The organism is Longitalea arenae, assembly GCF_016924755.1.
In the GTDB taxonomy this organism is placed as follows: domain Bacteria; phylum Bacteroidota; class Bacteroidia; order Chitinophagales; family Chitinophagaceae; genus Niastella; species Niastella arenae.
The window spans coordinates 1-4,030 of record NZ_JAFFJX010000040.1 but is presented as its reverse complement, the minus strand read 5'-3'; the positions used below and the strand labels follow the sequence as shown (position 1 = coordinate 4,030).

2 protein-coding genes and 1 pseudogene are annotated in these 4,030 nt (G+C 42.2%); 2 read left to right on the top strand and 1 reads right to left on the bottom strand.

The window, feature by feature from the left end:
* Positions 1–1,234 precede the first annotated feature (1,234 nt).
* Both istA and istB read left to right on the top strand, forming a co-directional pair.
* Positions 1,235–2,779: an IS21 family transposase gene (gene istA, locus JT717_RS28290; protein WP_205514713.1), complete on the top strand. Its 1,545-nt coding sequence runs from the start codon at positions 1,235–1,237 to the stop codon at positions 2,777–2,779.
* 33 nt (positions 2,780–2,812) lie between these two features.
* Positions 2,813–3,550, top strand: a complete 738-nt coding sequence (istB, locus tag JT717_RS28285) for an IS21-like element helper ATPase IstB (RefSeq protein ID WP_205514712.1) — start codon at positions 2,813–2,815, stop codon at positions 3,548–3,550.
* Positions 3,551–3,612: 62 nt separating this feature from the next.
* On the opposite strand, the pseudogene JT717_RS28985 reads toward istB, so the two are convergent.
* Positions 3,613–3,894: pseudogene (locus JT717_RS28985) on the bottom strand (DUF8464 domain-containing protein); the annotation flags it as partial.
* Between the last annotated feature and the right edge of the window lie 136 nt (positions 3,895–4,030).

Sequence of the window (4,030 nt, the reverse complement as noted above, 5' to 3'; positions counted from 1 at the left end):
GATTATTTTAAGGACTTAAAATAAGTACCATTAACTGTGAAGGCTTCTTCCGGAGGTCTATGAAGTTAAGGAAACTGAAGTTGTCAACGGTATTCAACGGTCGGACCCGTCAAAAGATTATTTTACACTCCCATTTGTACTTAAGAATCCTATCTCATCAATATCATCAAACGGAATTTTGTCAACATGAGTGGGATAAAGTTTATACAATATCAAGTCAAATCAAATAACTAAGCAGGCTGCATTTTTTTAAATTCAATTTTGCTCTTAAAAAAACATCTTTCGAGACTCTATACTTAATTTTCTTTAGTTCTATTTTATCTTGGAAGGAAGCATAATTGATCCCAATACCACCATCAGGCCAAAAACAATCAACGCATAAGCTACCAATTTACCAATTCCCTCGATCCACCTGGTTATCCAGTAATGCTCATACGAACGAAAGACCTGCATCCCTGTTATACTACGCCGGTAAAACCTTCTTCGCGAAATTATATAATTCAGGACTAACCCTATTACCAACATGATAATCCCCAGGATCCTGCTGAATAAAAATAGCTTATCCATAAAATAGAATTTGATAAAAAAGAAGAAAACGATCTAGGGGGAGCGAAACAAAGAGAACAGGATTCTAATTTAAATATTTTTTCAATATTAACCAATCAGAAAATTCCTAATCTCCTTAATTTAGTAAAGACATTTTTTAGGTGATGCTTTTCTTTTCATTTTTAAAAAACAGGAGTTAGGTTCCCTCATTAGAAATTTATTCCAATCCTTGTAACCAAGATAGCTGAGGCTTGCATTTCTATATTTAGGGCAACTCGCTTGAGCTTCTCCGGTTTTTAATATGCCCTGTCTATCCCTGTCAAGATGCAAATTGATAAAATCGTGCCTTTCCATCAAGCCCCGGCATTTATTAAAAAATGATAGAGAATTTAAGATCAGAAAATTTGACTGCAACTGCTGCCAATTTTTAGTTACTGCTAGAAAGGTGTCTAAAACGGAAGCCAATGGGCCACCCATTACGGAGGATAGCGGGCCAGCCAAAACGGCGCATGCTGGGCCAACCGCAATAAGCTTTAATACGGAGGTCGTTGGGCCATTTTGCTGGTTAAACGTGTCCCAATTACGGAGGCCATTGGGCCAAAAAGATCAGCAGGCAGCGGTTTAAAACGGAGGTCATTGGGCCACTTTCCATGATTGTAATAGCCTTGTGCCAAAAAACAAACGGTACATGGCAGGTCAAAGAATCAACATCATGGAAATACGTACGTTAATCAGCCTGAAACAAAAGGGATGGAGCAACCGTAAAATCGCCGCCCACATCAAAGCCAATCGCAAAACAGTAGACAGCTATGTCAGCCGTTTTAAAGCGCTGGAGCTGTCATGTGAAGAGTTGCTACAATTGGAGGATGTTGAACTGCTGGAGCTGTTTACTGAAGACAGTCAGATCGAAAAAGAGCGCTATGAAACATTGGCCGCCTACTTCAGCTACTTTGAGAAAGAACTACTCAAGCCCGGTTGCACCTTGGCTGTTTTGCATCAGGAATATCAATTAAAACATCCGGGTGGATACCGCTACACGCAGTTCTGCTGGCATATCCGCCAATGGAAGCGCAGAACAGAACCAAGTGGCAAGTTACTGCATAAAGCCGGTGAAAAGCTCTTCGTTGACTTCTGCGGCGATAAACTCACCTATACCAACAAGATTACCGGCGAACTCATAGAAGTCGAAGTTTTTATTGGCGTACTGCCTTGCAGCCAATACACTTTTGTGAAAGCCGTACCCTCGCAAAAGCGGGAAGATGTTATCGGTTGTCTTACAAGTTGTTTGCAATGGATGGGAGGCGTACCGCAGGCCATTGTATCTGATAACCTTAAATCAGCAGTAAGCAAGGCGCATAAATATGCACCGCTGATCAATAAAACCCTTGCCGACTTTGCTCTTTTTTATGGCTGCGCTATAGATCCTGCCCGTCCCTACCATCCCCAGGATAAGGCACTGGTAGAGCGGTCTGTAAGCCTGGTATATCAACGCATCTATTATCCTTTGTCACGGCATACCTTCTTCTCTATAGACGATCTTAACCAGCACATAGCTCATTTACTGGAACAATACAACGATTACCTGTTTGCACATGGCGGTACAACGCGCCGCCAGCAGTTTATAGATACGGAAAAAGAGTGGCTGCAACCTTTACCCCAAGGCCGTTATCATCTGCGTCAATACAAAAGGGCCAAGGTTCAAAAGACCTGTCATATTTATCTTAGTGAAGATCGCAACTACTATAGTGTTCCATATCGCTACCAGGGCTTGCATGTGGAAGTGCAATACAATCAGGACAACGTCGAGATCTTTTACAATCATACCCGTATTGCCACTCATAAGCGCTGCTTTAAACCCGGCCACTACACTACTCAGGCAGATCATATGCCCTCTTCCCATCAGGCGTATAACTCATGGAACCCTCAGTTTTTTGAAGATAAGGCTGCCCATGTGGGCACCAATACGCTCGCTTACATACAGAAACTGCTATTGCAGTATAGTTACCCTGAGATTGCTTACAAGCAATGCCAGGGCATCTTAGCCCTTGGCCGCGACTACACGCCGCCGCGCCTGGAAAAAGCCTGCCAGCGCGCTCTCAACCATGACAAAGCCAGTTACCATACCATAGAGCGAATCTTAAAATCAGGGCTTGACCAGGCTGAAGAACTACCGTTTGAACAATCCCATATCCCTATCCATAGCAATATCCGTGGCGCCGGTGAGTACCGGTAACCCTAAAACAAGCAAGCAATAAACCATACAAATATGAATGAAAACAACACAGTAGAAAAAATGCGCCGAATGAAGCTCAAAGCCATGGCCGGCCTATACCATCAATGGCTTAACCGGACAGATGACAAAAGCTATACTACTGATGAGTTCCTTGCGCTACTGATCGATACAGAGTGGGAACACCGGCAAAAAAACAGAATAGACAACTTGATTAAACAGGCAGGCTTTAAACACGTCGCTTCTGCTGGCAATATCGACTATCAAAGTTCCCGCAATCTGGATAGGAACGTAGTAGAACGACTATTAACCCTTCAGTTCCTCTCTAATGCCGAGAACATAATAGTCACAGGCCCTACCGGATCAGGTAAAAGCTACCTGGCTCAATGCCTGGGCGTACAAGCCTGTCAAATGTTGCACCGGACACTTTACTTCCCTACATCCCGATTCCTTGATAAAGTCAAACTGGCTAAGCTGGACGGCTCTTATTCCAAACTTATAAAAACTATCCGTAAAGCGCCTTTACTTATACTGGATGATTTTCTGTTGACGCCCGTCGATCAGGCTGGCCGTTCTGCACTGCTTGACCTGGTAGAAGAACGTTATGATAAAGCGGCTACTATTATTGCAACGCAGATCCCTGTTGCCGAATGGCATGGTTTAATTGGCGAAAGTACCGTTGCGGATGCCATACTCGATCGTTTGGTATACTCCTCACACAGAATTGAATTAACTGGAGAATCTTTAAGAAAGAAAAAAGCATTGAGTGCCTAATATAAAATCATTACCGTAAAATTGCATTGGAAAGTGGCCCAATGACTCCGTTTTAGGTGGCCCTATATACTCCGTTTTGACTGGCCCAACATCCCCGTAATAGACAGAAAGGAAAGAAAGCTAAAAAAACCTTCAAAAACTTCAACGATAAAAAATCCCCTGTCTATAAAAGTTATGCCCTTTGGCTTCGAACTTGCTTTAAAGCCAGGATTCCTTAATTCGAAACCGCCGCTGTTATTTTTAAAACCGATTGCATAGTAATACTTTCCATAAAGCTGGTATTTTACTTCACAACAAAATATCAGAGCTAATTTTATCGGTATTTTTCTATATTTTAAATATCCTAATAAAGCGTATCCCTCCGGCCAAGTACATCTTTTTAAAGAGTTAGCCGAATGTTAGCTTAGTTCTTTAAAACCAGGATATGGAATCAAATAGTATCACCAAGAAGGCCAAGGTTTTTAGAAGTAAGCAGGAAAT

What these genes read in the sequence shown, in the direction of transcription:
- istA (WP_205514713.1), top strand. Translation starts at nt 1,235, where the DNA reads ATGGCAGGTCAAAGAATCAACATCATGGAAATACGTACGTTAATCAGC.
- istB (WP_205514712.1), top strand. Translation starts at nt 2,813, where the DNA reads ATGAATGAAAACAACACAGTAGAAAAAATGCGCCGAATGAAGCTCAAA.